The organism is Sodalis sp. RH20, assembly GCF_047324205.1.
Classification (GTDB): Bacteria; Pseudomonadota; Gammaproteobacteria; order Enterobacterales; family Enterobacteriaceae; genus Acerihabitans.
In genome coordinates this window covers 4,052,063-4,075,405 of sequence record NZ_CP178733.1, presented here as the reverse complement: position 1 = coordinate 4,075,405, position 23,343 = coordinate 4,052,063, and the positions used below count along the sequence as shown (strand labels likewise).

17 protein-coding genes are annotated in these 23,343 nt (G+C 55.0%); 12 read left to right on the top strand and 5 right to left on the bottom strand.

Going from position 1 to position 23,343, the window contains the following annotated elements:
• Nucleotides 1-2 precede the first annotated feature (2 nt).
• Nucleotides 3-968 (bottom strand): transcriptional regulator LsrR, encoded by a 966-nt coding sequence (gene lsrR, locus ACL2XM_RS18715; RefSeq protein WP_410012339.1) that lies wholly within the window; start codon nt 966-968, stop codon nt 3-5.
• A 218-nt stretch (nt 969-1,186) separates the two neighbouring features.
• On the opposite strand from lsrR, the gene lsrA reads away from it, so the two are divergent.
• The 6 genes from lsrA to lsrG are packed head-to-tail and all read left to right on the top strand — an operon-like array spanning nt 1,187 to nt 7,074.
• Nucleotides 1,187-2,728 (top strand): autoinducer 2 ABC transporter ATP-binding protein LsrA, encoded by a 1,542-nt coding sequence (lsrA, locus tag ACL2XM_RS18710; RefSeq protein ID WP_413731378.1) that lies wholly within the window; start codon nt 1,187-1,189, stop codon nt 2,726-2,728.
• Nucleotides 2,721-3,794: an autoinducer 2 ABC transporter permease LsrC gene (lsrC, locus tag ACL2XM_RS18705; protein WP_413731376.1), complete on the top strand. Its 1,074-nt coding sequence runs from the start codon at nt 2,721-2,723 to the stop codon at nt 3,792-3,794. Before lsrA ends, lsrC begins: the two co-directional genes overlap by 8 nt.
• Nucleotides 3,794-4,801 carry an autoinducer 2 ABC transporter permease LsrD gene (gene lsrD, locus ACL2XM_RS18700; protein WP_413731375.1) on the top strand — a complete coding sequence of 336 codons (1,008 nt, stop codon included), beginning with the start codon at nt 3,794-3,796 and terminating at the stop codon, nt 4,799-4,801. Before lsrC ends, lsrD begins: the two co-directional genes overlap by 1 nt.
• A gap of 30 nt (nt 4,802-4,831) precedes the next feature.
• Entirely contained in the window at nt 4,832-5,857 is a 1,026-nt protein-coding gene (gene lsrB / locus ACL2XM_RS18695; protein ID WP_413731374.1) for an autoinducer 2 ABC transporter substrate-binding protein LsrB, read from the top strand.
• Between the two features lie 24 nt (nt 5,858-5,881).
• Complete coding sequence (gene lsrF / locus ACL2XM_RS18690) at nt 5,882-6,775, top strand: 3-hydroxy-5-phosphonooxypentane-2,4-dione thiolase (protein WP_410016641.1); 894 nt, start codon at nt 5,882-5,884, stop codon at nt 6,773-6,775.
• Nucleotides 6,775-7,074 carry a (4S)-4-hydroxy-5-phosphonooxypentane-2,3-dione isomerase gene (gene lsrG, locus ACL2XM_RS18685; protein WP_410012333.1) on the top strand — a complete coding sequence of 100 codons (300 nt, stop codon included), beginning with the start codon at nt 6,775-6,777 and terminating at the stop codon, nt 7,072-7,074. Before lsrF ends, lsrG begins: the two co-directional genes overlap by 1 nt.
• Nucleotides 7,075-7,098: 24 nt before the next feature.
• Here the strand turns inward: lsrG and ACL2XM_RS18680 are convergent, their stop codons facing one another.
• Together ACL2XM_RS18680 and ACL2XM_RS18675 are read right to left on the bottom strand one after the other, a co-directional pair.
• The gene (locus ACL2XM_RS18680) at nt 7,099-8,931 is read right to left on the bottom strand and encodes a glycoside hydrolase family 15 protein (protein WP_413722004.1); all 1,833 of its coding nucleotides are present in this window, start codon (nt 8,929-8,931) and stop codon (nt 7,099-7,101) included.
• Nucleotides 8,932-9,067: 136 nt separating this feature from the next.
• Nucleotides 9,068-9,826 carry a helix-turn-helix transcriptional regulator gene (locus ACL2XM_RS18675; RefSeq protein WP_410012331.1) on the bottom strand — a complete coding sequence of 253 codons (759 nt, stop codon included), beginning with the start codon at nt 9,824-9,826 and terminating at the stop codon, nt 9,068-9,070.
• Nucleotides 9,827-10,096: 270 nt separating this feature from the next.
• On the opposite strand from ACL2XM_RS18675, the gene ACL2XM_RS18670 reads away from it, so the two are divergent.
• The 4 genes from ACL2XM_RS18670 (at nt 10,097) to ACL2XM_RS18655 (ending at nt 14,712) form a co-directional block, all read left to right on the top strand.
• Nucleotides 10,097-11,401: a purine-cytosine permease family protein gene (locus ACL2XM_RS18670; RefSeq protein ID WP_413722005.1), complete on the top strand. Its 1,305-nt coding sequence runs from the start codon at nt 10,097-10,099 to the stop codon at nt 11,399-11,401.
• Nucleotides 11,402-11,746: 345 nt separating this feature from the next.
• Nucleotides 11,747-12,367, top strand: a complete 621-nt coding sequence (locus ACL2XM_RS18665; protein WP_413722006.1) for a hypothetical protein — start codon at nt 11,747-11,749, stop codon at nt 12,365-12,367.
• 255 nt (nt 12,368-12,622) lie between these two features.
• Nucleotides 12,623-14,089, top strand: a complete 1,467-nt coding sequence (gene astD, locus ACL2XM_RS18660; protein WP_413731372.1) for a succinylglutamate-semialdehyde dehydrogenase — start codon at nt 12,623-12,625, stop codon at nt 14,087-14,089.
• Nucleotides 14,090-14,253: 164 nt separating this feature from the next.
• Complete coding sequence (locus tag ACL2XM_RS18655; RefSeq protein WP_410012327.1) at nt 14,254-14,712, top strand: hypothetical protein; 459 nt, start codon at nt 14,254-14,256, stop codon at nt 14,710-14,712.
• Nucleotides 14,713-14,729: 17 nt separating this feature from the next.
• On the opposite strand, the gene ACL2XM_RS18650 is transcribed toward ACL2XM_RS18655, so the two are convergent.
• Nucleotides 14,730-15,623: a LysR family transcriptional regulator gene (locus ACL2XM_RS18650; protein WP_410012326.1), complete on the bottom strand. Its 894-nt coding sequence runs from the start codon at nt 15,621-15,623 to the stop codon at nt 14,730-14,732.
• 124 nt (nt 15,624-15,747) lie between these two features.
• On the opposite strand from ACL2XM_RS18650, the gene ACL2XM_RS18645 reads away from it, so the two are divergent.
• Nucleotides 15,748-16,488 (top strand): SDR family oxidoreductase, encoded by a 741-nt coding sequence (locus ACL2XM_RS18645; RefSeq protein ID WP_413731371.1) that lies wholly within the window; start codon nt 15,748-15,750, stop codon nt 16,486-16,488.
• A 44-nt stretch (nt 16,489-16,532) separates the two neighbouring features.
• Nucleotides 16,533-17,429 (top strand): SDR family oxidoreductase, encoded by an 897-nt coding sequence (locus ACL2XM_RS18640; protein ID WP_413731370.1) that lies wholly within the window; start codon nt 16,533-16,535, stop codon nt 17,427-17,429.
• 69 nt (nt 17,430-17,498) lie between these two features.
• On the opposite strand, the gene ACL2XM_RS18635 is transcribed toward ACL2XM_RS18640, so the two are convergent.
• Nucleotides 17,499-23,309 carry a hypothetical protein gene (locus ACL2XM_RS18635; protein WP_413731369.1) on the bottom strand — a complete coding sequence of 1,937 codons (5,811 nt, stop codon included), beginning with the start codon at nt 23,307-23,309 and terminating at the stop codon, nt 17,499-17,501.
• Nucleotides 23,310-23,343 lie beyond the last annotated feature (34 nt).

Here is a 23,343-nt window from a genome sequence, read left to right as displayed (position 1 = left end):
GATTACAGCCTATCGAGCATGGCCCTCACCGTACTTTCTTCCGTGACCAGGGCGTTGATATGTTTGCCCGCCAGCGCCGCCAGGATGGCCTCGGCTTTTTCCACGCCGCCCGCCACGCCGATCACCAAGGGAATATTGTCCAAATCCCGCAGCGATATGCCGATCAGTTCCTGGTGGATTGGCATGGCCGCCGTCAATTCGCCGTTTCGCTGCATAAAATAGCCAAGAATATCGCCCACCGCGCCCTTGCGTCCGAACAGCAGCTGTTCCCCCTCGCTGATATAACCGGAACGCATGATGGTGGCCTCGCGCCGCTGGCTTAGCGAACCGATGCCTACCACCGCGATATCCGCGGCGCAGGCGGTCAGCATGACATCCTGTACGCTGCGCTCCTGGCGGAAAATTTCCGCCACGCTTGCCGAGGACGCGCGCAGCGGCGCCGGGATAATGCTGACGCTGCAGGCGGCGTCCAACTGGCCGATGCCGGTCATATAGGGACCGACCCCGCCGGAAAGGGTCACCAGCCTGATCTGCTGCGAGGTGATAAAACCGCTCAGATGCTGCAGCGTGCTCATGGCGGTTTCGCCAAAACCCACCGCCAGCAGTTGCTGCGGTTGAAGCTGCTTCATGATCTCCTGGGCGGCGCCGATGCCGATGCGTTGGCTCATATCCCGCTGCGGCAAGGCCGGCAACACCCGCGCGTGGCGCAAATCGAAACGCTCCAGCAATTGGTTTTCCAGCTCCAGGCATCCCTCGTAACGGGAGTTAATTTGTACGCGGATGACGCCCGACTGGCGGCCTTTTTCCAGCAGACGCGACACCTTGAGGCGGGTCAGCCCAAGCTGCTCGCCAATCTCTCCCTGGGTCATGCCGTCGTGATAATAAAACCACGCTATACGCGCTAACAGTTCCTGCTCGGCCATGCTGCTGTCCGCTGGGTTGAAATGATCCGGATTATTTTTCTTCATATAGAACACTTATTAAAATTTAAATCAATTGTTCAATTATTCACAACGCTAAATTGTGATGGAGACGACAAAAAGACCTTTCCGCCATCTGGTACGGCGGTTAATAACCCCGTGATGCACAAAATGTGATCGATCTGGCGGTTTTATTATAACGGCCCAACTAGGATTATGAACAGTTTTGAATTTTAAATTCATTTGTTCATACGCGTCGAGGCAGCATGATACTACCATCCCCGATGGACCCCACGCCGTTGCTCAGCGTGCATAACGTCAGCAAACACTATTCAGGCGTGGCGGTATTAAAAGATATCGCCTTTACCCTGATGCCGGGGCAAGTGCATGCCTTGCTCGGCGGCAACGGCGCGGGTAAGTCGACGCTGATGAAAATCATCGCCGGCGTGGTGGCGCCGGACAGCGGCGCCCTGAGCATCATGGGCGAGCCCTGCCCGTCGCTGACGCCCGCCCGGGCGCATCAGTTGGGTATCTATCTGGTGCCCCAGGAGCCGATGCTGTTTCCCAACATGACGGTTAAGGAGAATATCCTGTTCCGCCTGCCGCGCCATCAGGCCGATAGCCGGAAATTGCAGGCGCTGTTGCACCGCCTGGGCTGCGATCTGCCGCTGCAGGCCGCGGCCGGCACGCTGGAAGTGGCCGACCAGCAGTTAGTCGAGATCCTGCGCGGCCTGATGCGCGACGCGCGTATCCTGATCCTCGACGAACCCACGGCGTCGCTGACCCCCGTGGAAACCCAACGTTTGTTTCAACAGGTGCGCGGCCTGTCCGGTCAAGGGGTGGGAGTGGTGTTTATCTCCCATAAACTGCCGGAGGTCCATGCCCTGGCGGACCGGGTCAGCGTTATGCGCGACGGCGCGATTACCCTCAGCGGCGCCATCGGTGCGTTTACCACCGACGCGCTTATCCAGGCGATCGCCCCCGTGGCGCGTGTGGATAGCCTGCCGGTGGAGCAGAAGATGTGGCTGGAATTGCCGGGACGGCGCCATACCTTCGCCGCCCGCGGGCCGGTACTGGACGTGTCGGGCCTTACCGGCGAAGGATTTAGCGACGTCTCTTTCACGGTTAATGCCGGAGAAATCATCGGCCTGGCGGGCGTGGTGGGCGCCGGGCGGACTGAACTGGCGGAAACACTCTACGGCCTGCGCCCGGTCCGCGGCGGGCAGCTACGGCTGGAGGGACGCGATATCGGGTCGCTGACGCTGGCCCAGCGGCTGGCGGCCGGGCTGGTCTACCTGCCGGAGGACCGGCAGTCGTCGGGATTGTACCTGGATGCGCCGCTGTACTGGAATACCGCCGCGCTGACCGCCGGCCGCCGCGGCTGGTGGCTGCATCCCCGGCGGGAAAAAGCCACCTTGGAACGCTACCATCGCGCGCTGGGCATCAGATATGCCGATCCCGATCAGCCGGCGCGCACCCTCTCGGGCGGCAACCAGCAAAAGCTATTGATCGCCAAATGCCTGGAAGCGCAGCCCCGTCTGCTGATCGTCGACGAACCGACGCGCGGCGTCGACGTATCGGCGCGCGCCGATATCTACCGGCTGCTGCGCGGGGTGGTGGCGCAGAATGTGGCGCTGCTGCTGATTTCCTCGGATCCGGAAGAGATAGCGCTGCTGGCGGACCGGGTCTTTGTCATGCATCAGGGGCAATTAAGCGCGCCCATGACGGGCGGCAGCGTAAGCGTAGAACACATGATGCGCATGGCCTTTGGCTCCCATGCCCCGGATGAGGAGATCGCGGATGCTTAGACTATTGCAGAATAACCGTGAATTTACCGCCTTGCTGGCCATCCTGGTGCTGTTTGTGCTGCTGGGGGCGCTTGATCGCGGTTATATCGGTTTCCAGACGCTGCTGATGATTTTCAGCAGCGCGCAGATCCTGATGCTGCTGGCGATGGGCGCCGCACTGGTTATGCTGACGCGCAATATCGATGTGTCGGTGGGGTCCATCGCCGGTCTTTGCGCGGTAACGCTGGGATTGTTGCTCAATGCCGGCTGGCCGCTGGCCACCGCCATTGTGTTTACCCTTTTGACCGGGCTGGCGGCGGGGCTGTTTAACGGTGTGCTGGTCGCCTGGTGCCGGATACCCGCCATTGTCGCCACGCTTGGTACCCTGGGGCTGTACCGGGGACTGATGCTGTTGCTGACCGGCGGCAAATGGATTGAAGGCCTGCCGTCCGGGTTAAAGTCTTTGTCCAATCCGTCCTGGTTTGGCGTCTCGCCCATCGGCTGGGTGATCATACTGTTGCTGGCCGGCCTGTTCTGGCTATGCTCGCGCAGCGCGCTCGGGCGCAACTTCTATGCGGTGGGGGACAATCTGCAGGGCGCGCGCCAATTAGGCGTGCCGGTAAACGCCATCCGTATCGCCGCGTTTGCCGTTAACGGGGCGATGGCATCGCTTGCCGGCATCGTGTTTGCCTCGCAGATCGGTTTTGTCCCCAACCAGACCGGCAGCGGACTGGAAATGAAGGCTATCGCCGCCTGCGTGCTGGGCGGCATCAGTTTGCTGGGCGGCACCGGTACGGTGATAGGCGCCATCCTCGGCGCCTATTTCCTGACGCAAATCGACACCGTGCTGGTATTGCTGCGTCTGCCGGCATGGTGGAATGATTTTATCGCCGGCCTGGTGCTGCTCGGCGTGCTGATTTTCGACGGCCGCCTGCGCCGGGCGCTGGAGTTGAACCGCCGCCGCCAGAAATACGCCCGTTTTATGCCGGCGCCGGCGGCGAAGGCCAAAGACGCTAAAAAACGCCCCGGCGGCGGCGCGCGCGCGGCGGCGTCCGGCACCACTAAAAAGAACAGCGGGGTGGCCTGATGAAACCGGCAAAACTAAAAGGCTATGGCTGGGAAGGCGCGCTGATAGTGCTGCTGATAGCGGAAATCCTGCTGTTCGGCGTCATCAACCCGCGCATGCTGGATCTCAATATGCTGTTGTTCAGCACCAGTGATTTTATCGCCATCGGCATTGTCGCCCTGCCGCTGACCATGGTTATCGTCAGCGGCGGGATTGATATCTCTTTCGCCGCCACCGTCGGGCTGTGCGCCATCGCGCTCGGGGTCCTGTTCCAGGGCGGGGTGCCCCTGTCCCTGGCGATCCCCTTGACCCTGCTGCTTGGCCTGGCGTGCGGGCTGCTTAACGCCGCCCTGATTCTTTATACCGGCGTGAATCCGCTGGTGATAACCCTTGGCACGCTGTATCTGTTCGGCGGCAGCGCCCTGCTGCTGTCAGGCCTGGCGGGCGCCACCGGGTTTGAAGGCATCGGCGGTTTTCCCGCGGCCTTCAGCGATTTCGCCAACCTGGCGCCGGGCGGCCTGCCGATGCCGCTGCTGCTGTTCCTGCTGACGCTTCTCGGGTTCTGGCTGCTGATGCACCGCACGCGGCTCGGCCGCAATTGCTTTGTTATCGGCCAAAACGCGCGCGTGGCGCGTTATAGCGCGGTACCGGTCGGGCGCACCCTGTGCGCGGTATATGGCTTGACCGGCCTGGCGTCGGCGGTGGCCGCGGTACTGCTGGTGTCTTATTTCGGCTCCGCCCGGTCCGACCTCGGCGGCGCGTTGCTGATGCCGGCGATTACCGCCGCGGTCCTCGGCGGGGCCAATATCTACGGCGGCTCCGGTTCCATCCTCGGCACCGCGCTGGCGACCCTGCTGGTGGGCTTTTTGCAGCAGGGCCTGCAAATGGCGGGCGTCGCCAACCAGGTCTCCAGCGCCCTGTCGGGCGCGCTGCTGATCCTGGTGGTTATCGGCCGCTCCGCCAGCCTGCATCGGGAACTATTGGCCCGCTTCCTGACTCGCCGGCTGCGCCCGCGGGTTTCCTTATGATGACTATCTCTGAGATCAATGGAGTCGAACATGGATAACAGTATCTGGCGCAATAGAGCAATGGCGGGCGCGTTCCTGCTGGCGGCCGCGGGGTTCGCCACCGCCCAGGCCGCCGAGCGCATCGCCTTTATCCCCAAGCTGGTGGGCGTGGGTTTTTTTACCAGCGGCGGCAACGGCGCGCTGGCGGCGGGCAAGGAACTGGGCGTCGACGTTACCTATGACGGCCCTACCGAGCCCAGCGTCTCCGGGCAGGTACAGTTAATCAACAATTTTGTCAACCAGGGCTACAACGCCATCATCGTATCGGCGGTGTCGCCCGACGGCCTGTGTCCGGCGCTCAAGCGGGCCATGCAACGCGGGGTAAAGGTGCTGACCTGGGATTCCGATACCAAACCGGAGTGCCGTTCGGTGTATATCAACCAGGGTACGCCGAAACAGCTCGGCTCGCTGCTGGTGGATATGGCGGCGAAACAGATCACCAGGGAGCAGGCCAAGGTGGCGTTTTTTTACTCCAGCCCGACCGTTACCGATCAAAATCAATGGGTCAAAGAGGCAAAGGCCAAAATCAGCGCCGATCATCCCGGCTGGACTATCGTTACCACGCAGTTCGGCTATAACGACGCCACCAAATCCCTGCAAACCGCCGAGGGTATCCTGAAGGCCTACCCGGACCTGGATGCGATTATCGCGCCTGACGCCAACGCGCTGCCCGCCGCCGCGCAGGCCGCGGAGAATCTTGGCCGTAAGGGCGTGACCATCGTCGGTTTCAGCACGCCTAATGTCATGCGTCCCTATGTGCAACGCGGCACGGTGAAGACCTTTGGCCTGTGGGATGTGGTACAGCAGGGCAAGATTGCGGTGTATGTGGCGCATGAAATGCTGCAAAAGGGCGACCTCAATGTCGGCGATAAGCTGAATATCCCGCAGGTGGGCGCGGTGGAGGTCTCCGCCAACAGCGTGCAGGGATATCAATATGAGGCCAAGAACAACGGCATCGTCCTGCTGCCCGAACGCGTGCAGTTCAATAAAGACAATATCGATAAATACGATTTTTAACCGGTCTGCGTAGGAGACATGATGATGGCTGATTTGGACGATATCAAGGACGGCAAGGATTTCGGCATCGGCGTGGCGCAGCGCAATGTGCCGTTTTTCCTCAAGGGCAGCGGAGCGCTTGACTGGGGCATGCAATCGCGCCTGGCGCGGATTTTCAATCCCGTATCCGGCCGTACGGTAATGCTGGCGTTCGACCATGGTTATTTCCAGGGGCCGACCACCGGTCTTGAGCGGATCGATTTGCACATCGCGCCGCTGTTCGCCCATACCGACGTGCTGATGTGCACGCGCGGCATCCTGCGCAGCCAGGTGCCGCCGGCGGTAAATAAACCGGTGGTGCTGCGCGCGTCCGGCGCCAACTCCATCTTAGGTGAACTGTCGAACGAGGCGGTGGCGGTATCCATTGAAGATGCGCTGCGCCTGAACGTGGCGGCGATGGCGGCGCAGGTGTATATAGGCAGCGAATACGAGCATCAGTCGATAAAAAATATTATCCAGCTGATTGACCAGGGCACGCGCTACGGCATGCCGACCATGGCGGTCACGGGCGTGGGAAAGGATATGGCGCGCGATCAGCGCTATTTTTCGCTGGCGACACGCATTGCCGCCGAAATCGGCGCGCAGGTGATCAAGACCTATTATACCGATATCGGTTTTGAACGCGTGGCGGCGGGCTGTCCGGTGCCGATCGTCATTGCCGGCGGCAAAAAACTGCCCGAACGGGAGGCGCTGGAGATGTGCTATCGCGCCATTGACCAGGGCGCATCCGGGGTCGACATGGGGCGGAATATCTTCCAGTCCGAGGCGCCGGTGGCGATGCTGAAAGCCGTGCAGGCGGTGGTGCACCACGGCGAAAACGCCGAGCGCGCGTATGCGCTGTTCAAAAGCGAGCAACACCCGATAGAAGGGGGCAGGTAATGCATGTGACGCTGGTGGAGATCAATGTCAAAGCCGACAAGATAGACGATTTTATTGCGGTTTTCCGGCAAAATCATCTTGGTTCGATTCAGGAACCAGGCAATTTACGCTTCGACGTGCTGCAGGACGAGCAGGTGCCGACCCGATTTTATATTTACGAGGCGTATCGCGATGAACAGGCGGTGGCGGCGCATAAAAAAACCGCGCACTACCTGCGCTGCGTTGAGCAATTGGCGCCGCTGATGACCGAACCGCGCAAGAAGACCACCTTTATCGGCCTGCTGCCGGAGACGGCGTAAGCTCCCGGCATAAACGGCGGGCGGTCAGGGCTGCCATAGCGGTTCCTGTCCGCTGAGCTTACGGTCAAGGAAAAACGCCGCGCTGATCAGTGCCAGATGGGTCAGCGCCTGCGGCGTATTGCCCAGCGGGTAGCCCCGCTGGTCGAATTCTTCAGCGTACAGGCCGAGCGGATTGGCATAGCTGAGCAGTTTTTCGAATTCGAAATGCGCTTCCTCCAGGCGATCCGCGCGCGCCAGGCACTCTACATACCAAAACGAGCAGGCGGCGAAGGCGCCCTCGCTGCCGGGCAAGGTATCGGATGGCGTGTTTTCGTTATTATAGCGCCGCACCAGGCCGTCCTGGACCAGCGTATCCCTGATGGCGTCCAGGGTGGCGAGCCAGTCGGGATCGGTGGCGCCGACAAAACGGAACAGCGGCATCAGCAGCATGGACGCGTCCAGGTCCTGACCGTGCCGCGTGGCGGTAAAATGGCCTAGCTCATCATTCCAGAAATGCGTCCAGATATCCGCGCGGATATCGGTGCGCGCCTGATCCCAGCGATCGTAGGGCATGGGCAGGGAGCGTTTCATCCCCAGGCGCAGCGCGCGATCGATGGCCACCCAGCACATCAGCCGGGAGTGCAGGAAATGCTGGGGTTCACCGCGCATTTCCCAGATGCCCGCATCCGGCTGGTTCCAGCTGTTGCAGACATGATCGATCATCCTGACGATATGCTGCCAGCCGCGGTGCGAAATAGCCTCGCCATATTTGTTCGCCAGGTAAACGGCATCCATCAGTTCGCCATAAATATCGAGCTGGAGCTGCCGGTAAGCCCCGTTGCCGATGCGTACCGGCACCGACCCGGCATAGCCCGACAGATGCGGCAGGCTGGCCTCCGGCAGTTCGGTACCGCTGTCCAGCCGATACATGACCTGCAGTTTATCCGGCTCAAACTGACTGTTTTCCATGCAGCGGCCCACCCATGTGGTAAAGGCGCCGGCTTCCTCGATATAACCCAGGCGCATCAGGGCATAAACGCTAAACGAGGCGTCGCGGATCCAGGAGGCGCGATAGTCCCAGTTGCGCGCGCCGCCCAGATGCTCAGGCAGGCCGAAAGTGGCGGCGGCGGCAATGGAGCCGTGTTTCCAGGAGGTCAGGAGCTTAAGCGCCAGCGCCGATCGGTTGACCATTTCCCGCCAGCGCCCTTTATAGCTGCTGGCGGCGCTCCAACGCCGCCAATAGCGCAGCGTGGTATCGAAGCATACCCGGGTATTATCCAGATTGACCTGCGGGTCGCGGGCGCTGCCGAAGATAAATTCCGCGTGTTCACCGGCTTTAAGCGTAAAACGGGCCACGGCGGCGGTGCCCGCGGCGGTATGCAGGGGGACGCTGGACACCAGGCGCAGGCTGGGCTGGCCGGGAGCGGTAAACACCACCGTCTCATGGTCCAGGCGGGCGCGGGTGGCCGCGCGGGCATAGTCGTGCACCGGCGCGCAGCGCAGCGTAAAGCATGCTTCGCCCTGAAGCACCTTCAGGCGACGTATAATGCGCGGCATGCGGTTTTCATCGTCGCAGATCGGCATAAAATCGGTGATTTCCGCCAAGCCGGTAGTGTCCAGCCAGCGGGTTTGCAGGATATTGCTGTCGGGCAGGTAAAGCTGTTGCCTGCGGGCATCCGGCCAATCGGGGGATAAGGTGAAAACCCCGGCCGCGTCGGTATCCAGCAGCGCGCTGAACACGGACGGACTGTCAAGGTCGGGCCAGCAGAAATAGTCAATGCTGGCGTCAACGGCGATCAGTGCGCAGGTCTGTAAATCGCCGATGATGCCGTGTTCCCCAATGCGTCGTATCGCGTCGGTTTGAGGTAAGTCAGCCATGTCCCTGATTTCCTGAAAAGGCGCGTATGCCGCTGGATTGAGTCAATGTAGTACTAACTATAGCGCAGGATGAATGGCCTGGCCTTTGCATCCGCGTTCATGCGCGCCAGTCTATGGGGTTTATGCAGGGATGATTTCAGGCGGCAGGCACGGAGAGCCGGGTTTTGGCATTGATGTTGATCAGCTGGCTGCCGGCGCAGAAAAATTTTTGCGGAATGTAACGATCGAACCCCTTGGCACGGCAAAAATCCACTAGCCCGCTTAAACAGTGCACGCCGGCTTTTTTATACACAATAAGCAATCTATTCTCGACGGTCCTGAACGAGAGGTTAAGTTTTTTGGCTATTATTTTACTGCTCATGGATTGCAATGCATAAAAGATCACGTCCAACTCGCCTTCGGAAAACAGCTGTTCCGGCGGGAAAAAAGAGAAGAACGTGGGACGCTCGCCGTTAATATGTTTCAGCAGGGAAAAATGCTCAAACTTGCGGGCATGGAAAACGGTGCCGATACATTTGCCGATTCTATGGTCAAATAAAGGGAATTTATCAAAATAATAGGGCTGTAGCAGCTGTTCGCCGCCATAACGATGAATTTCCAGGGAACAGAGCCGATCTTTGACTTGCAGCGTGCTGCGGTCATGCTCTTTGAAATGCCAGGCGAATTCGGCAATGGAGGAGGGCAACTGATCGTCCAGGCAGCCTTCAATATTGTGTAACGAGCGCTTTACATTAATAAGGTCATAATAAGCTTTATTTGCATAGGCATAACGAGATTCTGTATCTTTAACGCCCCACGGCTCGCTGGAATTATCCCAGAACATCAAAAGCTGTGGTGATATTTCAATTGCAAATCGCTCGGCTATCCCAGCAGCGCATTTCATATTAACTTCCATTAGTGTGCCACCTAATTAATCACAACTTGTCCATATCCCCATCATAATGTTTAAACATAGTACTGTCCAGAGGGGTAAAAAAGATATTAATAACTGATAAAAATACATTGTCATTATAGAATGCAGGCCGTTAAGCCGAAGGCGCCCGTGTAGCTTACACCTTCATTTTTTTAATTTTAATTAAACGTAAATTATAAAATTAGATATATAACCAACGTATAAACCGCCGATCCCGCATCTGGCGCTATTTACACTATAAGGATATTTGTGATGGAAAAAATCAATATCGCCGCCAATGATTATGCCTGCGCGCGCGTACCGGACGCGCGGCGCTCCGGCTTTCTCACCGTGACCATGATACGCATCGGCATTACCACCACCCTCGGGCAATTTTTGCTTGGGGCGATGCTTGGCCATGCCATGACATTTTACCAGGCGCTGTTCGCGACCTTTCTGGGAAGCCTGATCCTGGAATTCGTCGGCCTGGGGCTGGGACTGGCCGCCGCCAGGGAGGGGTTGTCCACCAGCCTGCTGGCCCGCTGGTGCGGTTTCGGCCAGGCGGGATCGGTGCTGATTGGCGTTGTCATCGCCCTTAGCCTGTTAGGGTGGTTTGGCGTGCAGAACGCCATTTTTGCCCATGGCGTTGATTATATGCTGGGAGGGCGGCTCGGTTTCGGCTGCTCCGCGGTTATTACCGGCATGGCGCTTACCGCCCTGGTCGCCTGCGGTTTTCGCGCCCTGGGCTGGACGGCCATGATATCGGTACCGCTCTTCTTCCTGGTGGTCGGCTGGATCGCGCTGGAGCTGCTGGCCGGCCATGATGTTGCCGCCCTGGTCGCCGCCGCGCCTATCGGCGAACCCATGACCCTGGGGATGGCGGCCACCAGCGTAGCGGGCGGTTGTATCGTCGGCGCTGTCACCACGGCGGATATCAGCCGTTATTGTAAAAACGGCCGGCATGTTTTCTGGATGATCACCGTCTCGATTATCATCGGCGAATTCGTGGTTAACGGTATCGCCATCCTGATAGCGCATGCGCTGGGAACGTCGGACGTGGTCGCGGTGATGACGCAGACCGCCGGATGGGTAGGCGTATCCGCGGTGATCTTGTCGGCGGTGAAAATCAATGACGCCAATTTGTATTCGTCTTCCCTGGCGCTGGCCAACGCTTTCGAAGGCATTACCGGCAGGAAGTTAAGCTATCGCCGGCTGACGATTATCTTGGGTGCCTGCGGCACGATATTGACGCTAATCGGCATTCTGGAGCAATATCAGCATTTCCTTATCCTGATGGGTGTGGTTTTCCCTCCGGTGGCAGGCGTTATGGTTTGTGATTATTATCTGCTGCGAACCAGCCGCCGGCTCCTCGACCAAACGCGCGCCAACCATGCCCTGCCGGACCCGGCATTGACGCCTGTCATCGGCTGGCGGGCCGTTATAGCCTGCGTAACGGGGATCCTGGCCGGCCTTCTCTTTGATGCGGGGATCGCGGCCCTTAATTCGTTAATGGTTTCCATTATTGTCTATTGGATAATATGTACTCTTAAATCAAGGCGCGTTGCCGATGTACAATAACCCTCCCCTGGTAAAGTAAAATGCCATAACATTAACAGGAAGCGTATCAGCGTCCGGAAAAAGGCGGATATCCTGATCGCTTCTTTGATATTCAAAATAATTCTTTATGTGTTTAAGGAAAATGAATATATCGTTCAGGTAAGATTTAACGTAATCTGCCAGCGCCATGACAATACCGGGCTTTATGCCACAATGTGCCCCGTTGTTAATCACTGGTATATCACAATTAGCCGCTGTCCACTAATCCACGTGGTAGAGTACTTTCTACTCGATAATAAATATGTTTTAATACGCAGCTATTTTAACAACATAACACTATACATTTGCCGGTGCAGGAGAAGACGCATGTGTAAATTCAGCCCCTGCTTCTATGAGTTCCTTTTTGATAGTCATGTTGAGTTCATTAGGAAGCCTGATGGAAATACAATAATTTTTGGCGCCTTGAATTTAACCCATACGGGAATCAGGCATATTCCGCAAAAATTGATAATTGTTAATTCGCTTATTATGAGATATTGCGACATTGAATATCTTCCCGAGGGGTTACAGGTCTTTGATGACCTGGACTTGAAAAACACGCCGATCAAGCGATTACCGCAGGACCTGCACGTTGGCGGAAGTATCTTCCTGGAAAATTCGCAGTTGAGCGAGCTGCCGGACAATTTCGAGGTTGACGGCGGATTGGATCTTGAAAATACGCCGATAAGAACGTTACCGAGTAATCTGTGCGTAGGGGGTTATCTGAACATCCAGGGTACCAATATTACCGCTTTGCCTGAAGATCTTTATGTCGGCCAGACTTTGCTGCTTGATAGCGAAAAAATCAGTATGAACGAGGCCTATCGCAATATTTTGGCCAGCGGGATAATATGGCCTAAGGAACGTCAATATATTAACAAGAATGTTAAGTCATTAACAAAGGTAGGCAATGCCGAATCGAGCTACACGCATCGTGCGTTTTTCTAGCTGCGCCGTTCGGCGCGCCCATGGCGGCCTGCTTTTTGATCCTCTTACCGGAAACGCCGTTCCAGGCTGTATTGCATTGGGGGGCCCGGCTTGTTATTAATATTTCTAATAGGGATATTAATAAAATGAGGGTGGGTTATCCCATTCCCGCGGCCTGTTTTATGGAATAGTAGTGGGCAATCTGACCCATACCACCGGTGTTTACCGCCCGGCGTACCGGCGCTGGGAGTCAATTTTCGCCATGGAGAGATTGTCATGACCCATTTTATCAACGGCAGCTGGCGCAGCGGTAAAGGCGATCCTTTTACCAAGCTTTGCCCTGTCAGCGGCGCGCTTTTATGGCAGGGTAACGAAGCGAATGCGCTTCAGGTCGACGAGGCATGTCGGGCCGCGCGCGCTGCGTTTCCCGCCTGGGCCAGGCGGCCGTTGTCAGGACGCGTCGAGCTGCTGCAGGCATTCGCCGGTTTGCTTGCCCAGCATAAAACCGAGCTGGCGAGCGTCATTTCCCGCGAGACCAGCAAGCCGCTGTGGGAAAGCCAGACCGAAGTGCAGGCCATGATCAATAAGGTGGCTATTTCCCTGACGGCTTACCACGCCCGCACCGCAGAAAGCGTCGCGGCCCAGGGCGACGGCCAGGCCAGCTTGCGCCACCGGCCGCACGGCGTGCTGGCGGTATTCGGCCCGTATAACTTTCCGGGGCATTTACCCAACGGCCATATCGTGCCCGCGCTGCTGGCGGGCAATACCCTGGTGTTTAAACCCAGCGAACTGACGCCGATGACCGCCGAACTGACCTTGCGTTTGTGGCAAGAAGCCGGACTGCCCCCGGGGGTTATCAACCTGGTGCAGGGCGGCCGGCAAACCGGCATGGCCCTGGCTCAATCTTCTGAGACCGACGGGCTCTTGTTTACCGGCAGCGCCCATACCGGCTATCAACTGCACCGGCAATTGGCCGGCCGGCCGGAAAAAATGCTGACGCTGGAAATGGGCGGTAACAACGCCCTGATTGTTGAACAGGCGGACGACGTGGACGCGGCGGTAAATGTTATTATCCACTCGGCGTTCATCTCCGCAGGCCAGCGCTGTACCTGCGCCCGCCGTCTGCTGGTCAGGCGCGGTGCGGCGGGGGATGCCCTGCTCGGCCGGCTGGTAAAGGTAAGCGCCGCCTTGCGTATCGGCGCCTGGGATAGCCAACCGCCGCCGTTTATGGGCGGGGTGATAAGCCTGCAGGCGGCGGCCAGTCTTATCGTGGCGCAGGAACAACTGCTGGCTGCGGGCGGCAAAGCCTTGCTGGCCCTGACTCAGCCGCGGGCGGAAAGCAGCCTGCTGACGCCGGGCATTATCGATATCACCGCGGTGCCTGACGCCCCGGATGAAGAATACTTTGGCCCGCTGTTAAGCGTTATCCGCTATGACGATTTTGACCAGGCCCTGCATATTGCCAACAATACCCGTTTCGGGCTGGCCATGGGATTGATATCACCCCATCGCCATCATTTCGACCGGCTATTGCTTGAGGCCCGCGCCGGCATCGTCAATTGGAATAAACCGCTGACCGGTGCGGCCAGCAGCGCGCCTTTCGGCGGCATCGGCGCATCCGGCAACCACCGGCCCAGCGCTTTTTACGCGGCGGATTATTGCGCCTGGCCCATGGCGTCGCTGGAAAGCGAGCAATTGACCCTGCCCGAACCATTGGCGCCAGGTCTGACATTTCCCGGTTAGCGGCGCGGATGTTTTCAGGCCGGCGGCGCGGGAAAGTAAACCCGGCATCACCCGCCGGCCGGATCCATAATTTGCCGCTGACCGCAGCGTAAATCGCTGCTATGATTGCCGGATTCATGGGTTCACCGTCATCCGGGCGCCCTCGCTCAGCCTAAGGTAGAGATATGGACATCAATAAAAGCTTCTCTATGGCGGCGCTGTGCGCCGTACTAAGCGCCTGCGCGCCGGCGCCGCACCGCGAGGCGCCGGCGCTATCGCAAAGGGCTGCGAGCGCGCCGGCCCTTTGCGGCAAACCGGATGCGGGCGCGGAAATGGATTATTATCAATCCACCAGGCAGGCCTATCTGGACGCCGGGATGGATGATGAATTAAGCACCTATCTTGCCCATACCGCCTCCGCCATGATGAGCTGTATCTGGCATCAGGAATTCGGTCAGTTCGCCGGCAGGACCTGCTCGGTGAAACTGGATTTCAGCGGTACGCGCCCGGAAAAGTCGTTTTCCGGTGATAAGGCGTTGTGCGCCTTTATCGAAAAACAAATTGTCCCGGTCGCCATTTCTCCGCCGCCGGCCTCCTATCTGAAACAGCATCAAGCCATTTGGATTGAGTTCACGCCCGGTTAAGGCGATACCGCCCGCGCTCAGACATTGCGGTTGGTGAACTCCTGGCCCAGCCAGTCTATAAATACCCGCACCCGGGGTGCTAGCTGGCGATTATGCGGATAGAGCACCGCAACCGGAATCGGCGCGGCGGGATAATCCGCCAGCAGCGACAACAGGGCGCCGCTGGCCAAATCGCCGGCCACATGGTAGCGCGGCACCTGGATTATCCCCATGCCCAGCCGCGCCGCCGCCACCAGGCTCTCCGCGCCGGTAACCGAGACCGTGGCCTGCAGTGTGCGCGTGTGCAGGGTGCCATCGATCATGAATTCCAACGGCATAAGGGTACCGGTGGCGGACGAGCGGAAACCGACCATCCTGTGGTCTGCCAGATCCGCCGGCGAAGCCGGCAGGCCGAAACGCTGAATATAATCAGGCGAAGCGCAGGTGATTTGTGCCAGCGCGCCGAGACGCCGCGCCACCATATCGCTGTCTTTCAGGTTGCCGACCCGCAATACGCAATCCATGCCCTCTCGCACCAGATCCACCAGCCGGTCGCCCTCGCTCATGAAAAACTCGATTTCCGGATACCGCGCCAGAAAGCCGGGCAGGCCGGGCAGTAGGAAATGGCGTGCCAGGGTGCCGTGTACGTCTACCCGCAATAATCCCTTCGGCCGGGCGCCGCTAAAGGCGGTCTCTGCATCCTCCACCGCCGCCAGGATCAGCAGGCAGCGCTGGTAATACGCCTCGCCATCCAGCGTCGGGCTTACCTGGCGCGTGGTACGATGCAGCAGCCTTACCTGCAGCCGGTTCTCCAACTGCTTGACGGCGTCGGTGGCGGTGGAACGCGGAATGACCAAATCCCGCGCCGCCAGCGTAAAACTGCGCTGTTCAACCACCCGGGTAAATACCCGCATGGCATCGTATCTGTCCAAGGCATTGTTTCTCATTTTCGGATAGTGATGACGAATAATAGGGGATTATCCGGAAAAGAAAAAGGTCCATGCTGTTTTCACCGGCCCCGACAGGGTATGGCCGGCAACCCGACAGGAGAACAGCATGAATAACGCTACATCGCGCGTCGCCATCATTACCGGCGCCTCAAGAGGCATCGGCGCCGCCATCGCCCGGCGCCTGGCCCATGACGGTTATACCGTTATCATTAATTATTCGCGCCAGCAGCAAGAGGCCGACGCGCTGGTCAGCCAGATCGCGCAGGCCGGCGGCCATGCCCTCAGCGCCCAGGGCGACGTCAGCGACCCGGCGACTTTTACCACCTTGTTTGATCGGGCGGAAGAGGCGTTCGGCGGGGTGGATATCCTGGTCAATAATGCCGGCATCATGAACCTGAGCACCCTGGCGGACAGTGACGACGCGCTGTTTGATCGCCAGATCGCCATCAACCTGAAAGGCACTTTTAACGGATTGCGGGAAGCGGCGCGGCGCCTGCGCACTGGCGGCAGCATCGTCAATTTTTCCACCAGCGTCGTCGGCCTGCGGCTTGAAACCTACGGCGTCTACGCCGCCACCAAGGCGGCAGTGGAAACCCTGACCGCCATCCTGGCTAAGGAACTGCGCGGCCGCGCGATCAACGTCAATGCCGTCGCTCCCGGACCAACGGGAACCGATCTGTTTTTAAAAGGCAAACCGCAGGAAGTGGTTGACCGCATGGCCAAAATGGCGCCGCTGGAACGCCTGGGCACGCCGGAGGATATTGCCGCCGTGGTGGCGTTCCTGGTGGGTGCCGACGGTGCCTGGATCAATGGCCAGGTGCTGCGCGCCAACGGCGGGCTGATCTAACGCCTTTTCAGTCGATTCATTTCATCTTGAAAAGAGGTTTGGCCATGAAACACGCGATCGTGATAACCGGCGCCTCCAGCGGCTTTGGCGCCCTGACCGCACGGGCGCTGGCCGCAGCCGGACATACCGTTTACGCCGGCATGCGTGAAACCGCCGGGCGCAACGCGCCGCAGGCGGCTGAAGCCCGGCGCTATGCCGCCGAACAGGGCGTCGATCTGCGCCCTGTGGAGCTGGACGTCGTGTCCGACGCATCGGTGCAGTCCGCCACTGCCGGCATTATCAGGGAATGCGGCAGGCTGGATGTGGTGATCCATAATGCCGGTCATATGTCGTTCGGCCCGGCGGAGGCGTTTACCCCGGAACAATTTGCCCAACTGTACGATATCAACGTGCTCAGCACCCAGCGCATAAACCGCGCTGCCTTGCCGCAGCTGCGCAAGCAGGGCAGGGGATTGGTGGTATGGGTGTCGTCCAGCAGCGCCAGGGGAGGCACGCCGCCCTACCTGTCTGCGTACTTCGCCGCCAAGGCGGCGATGGATTCACTGGCCGTCTCTTATGCCGCGGAACTGAGTCGCTGGGGAATAGAAACCAGCATTATCGTGCCGGGAGCGTTTACCCGCGGCACCCATCACTTCTCCCATGCCGGGGCGCCGGCCGATGCGCCGCGCGCCGCGGAATACGATCAGGGGCCCTATGCCGGGCTGGCGGAGCAGAGCCTGAAGGGGTTGTCTTCGCTGGAGCCGGCGAATGCCGATGTCGCCGAGGTGGCCAGGGCTATCGTCCGGGTCGTGGATATGCCCTTCGGCACCCGGCCGTTCCGGGTGCATATCGACCCGTCCGGGGACGGCTGCGAAGTGGTCAATGGCATGGCGGACCGGGTGCGCGCCGAACTGTTCCGCCGCATCGGCCTGGAAGACTTATTAAAACCGCACAACCGGTAGTATCTCAAGGCGCTTATGGCCTGGCATCCATCCTGTTACCGCCGCGACGGATCGCGGCGGTGATGTTCATCAGCTGTAGGGCCATAATGGCAACGTATGGTTCGCGGTAGTTATGGGCATGGGATAAATCAATTCGGTAAGACGGCGGAAATTCTTGACGGAAAAAAGGATATCGAAAAAACACTGCAGGTAATATTCGTCCGCTTCCGCAATATAGTCCTGGTACTCCCTGAGAATATGATAAATTTTTTCTTCAGACTCTTTATCCAACTGCTGCCGGTAGATGCCGGTAAAATCATAGAAATTCATATCGCGAATGATAAGTCGCGCTAAATCACTCAAAATATCGGGTAAAAAAGTGACGTTTCGTTTGATGCGGGCGTTATTGAGTGATTTTCTGATGGTAATAAGCATTTCCACCATATCAGCCAGGCGCCTGGTTTTTGCATAGCCCCGGCGATGTTCAGTAGCGCCATGCCTGTGCGTTACCGGCGCTGGCAATGCTTCACCCGGTTCGACGGTAGAGGGTGAAAAGCGGGTAAACCAATGGGGCTGCCGTTGCCTGATGTTATCTGTCGCCAGATAGGGGCCCAGCTGGATGTTGAGCCTGAGATCATTAGCCAGCACCTGTCCCCGCTGGGAATGAGGCGCAAATCCATCAAAGAGGGTGATCAATTCCATATATCGTACCTGCGCGAGGTCGGGCAGCTTGCTGTTGGCATAAACCAGACCGCGGATAATGTGCGCCATTTCGCGGGGGCGGGAGGGATAAATATTTTGTGGGACAGCCTCCATTTTAAGCGTCAGCACCGCGGGATTATCAGCCGAAGCCGCCAGCGTCCAGGTATTTTGGGTCAGCGTTTTTTCCCTTGCGGCCACAGGAAATTCTGCGATGGCCTCTTCACCATACGTAGTGGTGTTAACAATCTTCTGAAACGCCAGCCTGTCCGACATAACGGGTTCATCAGGCGGCGCGTTAAAAAGATTACCTGCGATCAGGGTATATTGTTCGGACGTGTTTCTTATCGTGAGCTTGCCTTCGGAAAAAGTACCCATTTCTTCGGCCAGGATAATCGAAGGCCCGGTCTCGAACAGCGGGTTAAATAAATTATTGCCTACGCCTGCAAAGCGGCCATCGCCGACGCTGAGTAACAAATGGCTTAAATATAAATCATCATAGAATACCGCGAGCAATTTTCCCGGCTTTATTTTTAACAAATCATCGATTTCCAGCAGTTCGACACCGGCTGACATGTAGCTCTGGCTGGGATAATTTTGACCTAATGCCAGCGTGGTTTTTTGCTGCATATCTTCCGTTTCCTGGGCGCTGAGAAGTTTAGCCTCTTTCAAAATGAGAAAAGGAAAGGTCACTTTCATATGATGATTTTCATCTGTTCGATCAATACGATCATATTCAGCGGTCATGTTACGCGCTGCCGACAAAACGGAAGGGGTATCATCATACTCAGCAGGTAATTTTTCCTTGACATAGCGATAATAATATTTAATCCCTGCGGTTTTATACCATATAGGTTCACGTAGCAAGAACGCGCCTTTGACGTATTTTCCCGGATGTTCCGCCTCACGATAGGGAAAGGCGATAGCCGATTTAATTTTACTGAAATCTTTGTATTTTATCAGGGGGTAATCGTTGCTGATGGTTTTTTTAATCAGATATGCCCATTCGGGTTCATTAAAAACCTGCCGGTCTTCAATGAGCCCGGCTCCGTACGGACGAAGGTAGGTCATATCAACAATATAATTATTCCCATTTATCTTTAAGACTAAAACAATATGATCTACCGGCAAACGATCGTGCTCATTCTGCCATAAGCGCTGCATGCGGTAGGCGACGCCCACTCCCCCATCCAGTGCTAAACCGGTTACAAAGTGGCGCAGCATAATGTTTTCCTCACCGGATCCCTGCGTAAAGACCTCACGGAATTTATGCTCGTCGGCAAGACAATCTACAAAGTCGGTTAACATATTACTTATGTCGCTGTTTTGGTCAAATAAATTTTTCATATGGGTGGTGTAGTCATTTACCATGATTTCTAACATGTAAATGTACATCCATTTATTGTCCCGGTAATGGTCTTTCGTAAATTGTATGGCGCGTAATGGTTCCATGGTAAAAATATCAATTTCTTTATTTATATGCCGGGTTCGACGGCCGGAGCGCATGTATATAGGGAAGCGGTCATTATCCAAAAAATAGGTGGCACTCCATTTGCCTTTATCGTTTTTATACATAGGGATGGCGTAATTGAAATTTATAACCTCGGTCGGTTTGACGACACGCCAGGATTTTATCGCGGCATCCCAAATAACCTGAAAGAAATAATCGTCAATCTCGATAAATTTCTGCGTGGTCCCCTGTCCCTGATCAAGGATAAATGTGCCATCGTTGTTTTTTTGAGAGAGCAAATTTTTATCAATTTTAGCGGACCAAAGAATAAAATTAGTCATTCTTTGCTCCATATTATTTAGAATAAAATTGCTCATCCATGAAATTACCGTGGCCATATTTTTAGATAAGTGATGCTTTACCTGCCTTGAGAATATGGAATGTATCGGCAACGGATTTAGATAACCGATAAGGCTGCTAACAACAGAACCCGAGCTTTTTCTTGCAATAGTGGGTAATTCTTCAACCAGTATTTTTGAAATAGCCCTATTCAGCTGCTTAACGGGCAGGTTATCGATATTGGCAATGTTAAATAAACGTTTGTATAATATCCCGGTTCCTTTGGCCGCACTACCGGTTAATTGCGCGAGCATAAAAGCCAGATCAAAAGTATCGAATATGATTTCTATGCCATTGGGCTGGTTGTCAGCGTCATGCCATTCCTTCCACAAGATTTCATAAAAGGGTATTAACGCCAGCAACTCTTGCCACCATTTTCTTTCTCGTAGCGAAATTTTTAACTGATCTGTTATCTCCTTTAGCATTTGCGTATTCCAGTAGTCCATTATTTCCATCAGCGTCTTATATCCATCTTTTTCTTTTCCCGCCACCAGAACATAATCCGGTGTGGGCATGCTGGCAATGTTTTCTTCTGGTTCAATCAGGAAAAGACTCAATGGCGACATACGCAACGTAGAGTTGTCAAAATGAATATTAAAAAGCTCTAATAAATCATCCGTTGTTATAGATATTTTCCGGCGATTAAGCCAGTTAAGGTCGAAATTGGTTTTTTTATGTTCAGCCCGAATAAAACTAAGTATGACATTCTCAGGAGATATCGATATCTCTTTGATAAATGGAGCGCTAAAAAGAGTGCATGCCATAATGAGTTTATGACTGTAAGTTTTAATCAGGGAAAAAGTGCCAAAGTTATTATTTGGCGCGAAGATATCAGTATTGGGAGATAATGAATTCTGGACGTAATTCCTAGAATAGATTTTAAAAGTATGTACTTCCTTGGGGGGATAGATCATATCCAAATAATCTAATTGCGAACGGGAAAGAATTTTATATGTAAATTGCCGTGCTTCCTGTTGTAGGGAATAAGCTTTATAATGGATAAATTGGTTATAAAAATCCCTGGCTGAATCAAATTCACTCGAGGGTTTCAACTCAAATATTTTTTTGAAATTTTCAACGGATCGCGACTCGAAATCAAGCGCGACCATTTTTTTTGCATCTTGAAATTGCTTGATGATAAATAATGAATTGAGTTCGCTTAACTGATCCGGCCGGACGCGATGATAATCCATGTACCAGTAGATTGACGCTCTCAAAAGCAGTTCAATATCGCCCATAGTAACGCGGTGGAAGTATTGGTTGAGTATGTCCTGCTTTGATTTGTTGCTGGCGTCGCCGGGGAAGGCCATTATCATCGCCATGATTTTTGCTTCCGCCAGCCGTTGCTCATCCGTGTTACTGCCTAACAACACTTGTTCGTGCTGATGCTCGTCGACTATAATTATTAAGGAGGTTTGCAGCTTTTCAAGGAAACTCAACAATAAAATGCATTCCTTGTCATATTTAATTTGATCGAATAAAGTATTAATCCATTGAGGATTATGCGCATAGGCAGGATCGTCCATACGCGCAAGATTGGTGGCCGCGCTTTTCTCAAGGCAATGTAATGTCTCTTGGTAGGGTAGCAAACTTTCATCCTGCCAGCGTTGGCCTGCGTTGTGAGTAGCTAGGCGGGTACGATAAAAAGCGATGTCACGCAGCAACCGGTCGATATGGGGATGATATTTATCACTGCCGTGGATAAAATCCACGATCTGCTTTGCCACCAGCTCGGCTATTTCCTCTTCGCTTAACGGTGGGACCGGCTGGTCAAAAAGATTTCTGTATTCAGTCAGCTCTCCTGGAATAAAAAGATAATTGCCCTGAATGCTTAGGCCATTGTTCCTGCTATACTCGAAAATATAATAAAAAAAACGCTTAATAAGAATCCGCTTGAGATTTTTGGGCTGTTCATCGAGCATGTCAATATATATTTCCCGGGAATTGTAATAGATGAGTCTGTCTATTGTTGGGATTGAATCACTAAATAATGATCTTTCGTATTTATGCTGCGCTTCTTGCATTAAAATAAGCATTGTATATTGTTCTCTATACATTTCAACATCGTCTAATGATGATTCTTTAATCAGTTGCAGCAGGTTTTTTTTGGCATCGGCATACGAAATGCCATTTTTAAAATCTATCAATTCACGCAAAAGTTTGAAATTGATTTTTCCCAACGCCTCTTCAATGTGGTGGCTAATCTGAGGATAAAAATCGGCCACCATCCTTTGCTCTTTGAAATAGTTTCTGCTGGAATTTTCATATTTTGTTATTTTGGCTGATGATTTAATACAATCTTCAATATTGTTTTCGATATATTTTTTGATCATTATAATATCAGTAAACTGCACTATATTGTTAAGGTATGAAATATCGTTAAATAGTTCAGTTATTTTGTCGTATAAAAAAATATTGAGATCGTACATCCATTCTAGCGAGTAAATTTTACCTTTCGCCAATGGGATATATTGCTGTTTAATTTCCGTATATAATTCTTTGGCTGCATGATTAGCGATATGTAAGTTTGTTTCACAGATATGATTTTTTCCATTATCGTCGTTTTCTGTTATCGGCGGGTCGGAAAACAAGGGCAAGGCGTGGTCATGCCGCCGCTCAATGTCATCTACCGCTGCCGCGCCGGCGCCAGGTAACAATGTGGGTAGAAAGAACCTATGACGGGATTGCCACAGGGTGGTTAATATGCCGGAGGCACGCAGCGGGGAAGGACCGATATCGCGTGCTTGCGCGTTGGGCCGGTGCCCCGATGCGGCGATTTTTGCTTGTTGCGGCCCCGGTGTGCCCCGGGGTTGTGCCTGGAAAATCCGGCTCGCGTAATAGCCGCTGACCACGCCCGCGAGATGCTCCAGCAGATTGACCAAATTGTCCATCCAGGTGCGGGGCGGACCGGCAAGATCGTCAATATGATAGATCTCCCCATCGGAAAGCAGCCACCGCCCGTCCATTTCCGCGATATAAACACCATAGCCGCCAGGCAAGACAATCTTGCGGGTCGGTATGCTAAGGGATTGATCGGCAATAGTGATGGTAATATTTTTTCCGGTTGTCGCCGTGGATACGCTTTCGGGATGTTTTTTAAATAAAGCCACGCAGGCGTATAACCGATCCGCTTTTAATTTTTGTTCAGCTGTTTCTTCAGTGTCAATACCGTTATGTGGTTTAGATACGCATTCGCGCTGCTTTGACGGCAGATTAGTATCATGTTGGTTCTGAACGTTGTTAATTTTTTGATAGTAATTATTAATTGTTGATGAGTTGGCATGACCTGCGACAGCGACGTTGGATTCTTTTGTTAAAAAGCAATTATATTGGCTGATAGTTGTATTTAACATAGTATCTCCAGTGATTTATAGGCATCTGTGCAGC

Bases quoted from the DNA above. Each gene is read 5' to 3' on its own strand.
- lsrD (WP_413731375.1), top strand. From the start codon at position 3,794: ATGAAACCGGCAAAACTAAAAGGCTATGGCTGGGAAGGCGCGCTGATA.
- lsrF (WP_410016641.1), top strand. From the start codon at position 5,882: ATGGCTGATTTGGACGATATCAAGGACGGCAAGGATTTCGGCATCGGC.
- astD (WP_413731372.1), top strand. From the start codon at position 12,623: ATGACCCATTTTATCAACGGCAGCTGGCGCAGCGGTAAAGGCGATCCT.
- ACL2XM_RS18670 (WP_413722005.1), top strand. From the start codon at position 10,097: ATGGAAAAAATCAATATCGCCGCCAATGATTATGCCTGCGCGCGCGTA.
- lsrC (WP_413731376.1), top strand. From the start codon at position 2,721: ATGCTTAGACTATTGCAGAATAACCGTGAATTTACCGCCTTGCTGGCC.
- ACL2XM_RS18675 (WP_410012331.1), bottom strand. From the start codon at position 9,826: ATGGAAGTTAATATGAAATGCGCTGCTGGGATAGCCGAGCGATTTGCA.
- ACL2XM_RS18645 (WP_413731371.1), top strand. From the start codon at position 15,748: ATGAATAACGCTACATCGCGCGTCGCCATCATTACCGGCGCCTCAAGA.
- lsrR (WP_410012339.1), bottom strand. From the start codon at position 968: ATGAAGAAAAATAATCCGGATCATTTCAACCCAGCGGACAGCAGCATG.
- lsrG (WP_410012333.1), top strand. From the start codon at position 6,775: ATGCATGTGACGCTGGTGGAGATCAATGTCAAAGCCGACAAGATAGAC.
- lsrB (WP_413731374.1), top strand. From the start codon at position 4,832: ATGGATAACAGTATCTGGCGCAATAGAGCAATGGCGGGCGCGTTCCTG.
- ACL2XM_RS18665 (WP_413722006.1), top strand. From the start codon at position 11,747: ATGTGTAAATTCAGCCCCTGCTTCTATGAGTTCCTTTTTGATAGTCAT.
- ACL2XM_RS18680 (WP_413722004.1), bottom strand. From the start codon at position 8,931: ATGGCTGACTTACCTCAAACCGACGCGATACGACGCATTGGGGAACAC.
- ACL2XM_RS18640 (WP_413731370.1), top strand. From the start codon at position 16,533: ATGAAACACGCGATCGTGATAACCGGCGCCTCCAGCGGCTTTGGCGCC.
- ACL2XM_RS18655 (WP_410012327.1), top strand. From the start codon at position 14,254: ATGGACATCAATAAAAGCTTCTCTATGGCGGCGCTGTGCGCCGTACTA.
- lsrA (WP_413731378.1), top strand. From the start codon at position 1,187: ATGATACTACCATCCCCGATGGACCCCACGCCGTTGCTCAGCGTGCAT.
- ACL2XM_RS18635 (WP_413731369.1), bottom strand. From the start codon at position 23,309: ATGTTAAATACAACTATCAGCCAATATAATTGCTTTTTAACAAAAGAA.